Source organism: Knoellia aerolata DSM 18566, assembly GCF_000768695.1.
Taxonomy (GTDB): Bacteria; Actinomycetota; Actinomycetes; order Actinomycetales; family Dermatophilaceae; genus Knoellia; species Knoellia aerolata.
Genome location: NZ_AVPL01000159.1, coordinates 1 through 675, shown reverse-complemented (window position 1 = coordinate 675; position 675 = coordinate 1). Strand labels below are relative to the sequence as shown.

The 675-nt window shown below is 72.0% G+C and carries 1 pseudogene; it reads right to left on the bottom strand.

What is annotated here, in order from left to right:
• Positions 1 to 675 (bottom strand): annotated as a pseudogene (gene acnA / locus N801_RS22170) (aconitate hydratase); the annotation flags it as partial.

Here is a 675-nt window from a genome sequence, read left to right as displayed (position 1 = left end):
CAGTCGCGCGACGAGCCGTTGCCGTAGTCCTTGCCGGCCACCACCACCACCGGCACGCCTGCGTCGCGGTAGCGCATGGCCGCGTCGTAGATCGGCTGGATCTCGCCATCGGGCTGGTGGCGGGTCAGGCCGGCCGGGCCTTGCGGCAGCAGTTCGTTGACCAGGGTCGGCTGCGCGAAGGTGGCGCGCATCATCACGCGGTGGTTGCCGCGGCGCGCCAGGTAGGTGTGCAGCGCATCGGCCGGCACGCCCAGCGACAGCAGGTAACGCCCGGCGCTTGACTCGGGCGGGATCTCGTTGGCGGGCGAGATATGGTCGGTGGTGACCGAGTCGCCCAGGATGAGCAGGGCGCGCGCGCCCTCGATGCGCACCGTGCCGGTCTGCAACGGCACGTCCAGATAGGGCGGCCGGCGCAGGTAAAGGCTGTCGGCGTCCCACGGATAGCAGGCGCCGCTGCCGCCAGGCAGGGCCTGCCAGGCCGGATCGCCCTCGAACACGTCGCGGTAGCGCTCGGTGAACATCATGGGCCGCACGTAGTCGGCCACCACGGCGTCGATCTCGGCGTCGCTGGGCCACAGGTCCGACAGCATCACCGCCGCGCCGTCGGCGCGCCAGCCGACCGCTTCGCGCTGCAGATCGCGCATGACCGTGCCGGCCAGCGCGTAGGCCACCACC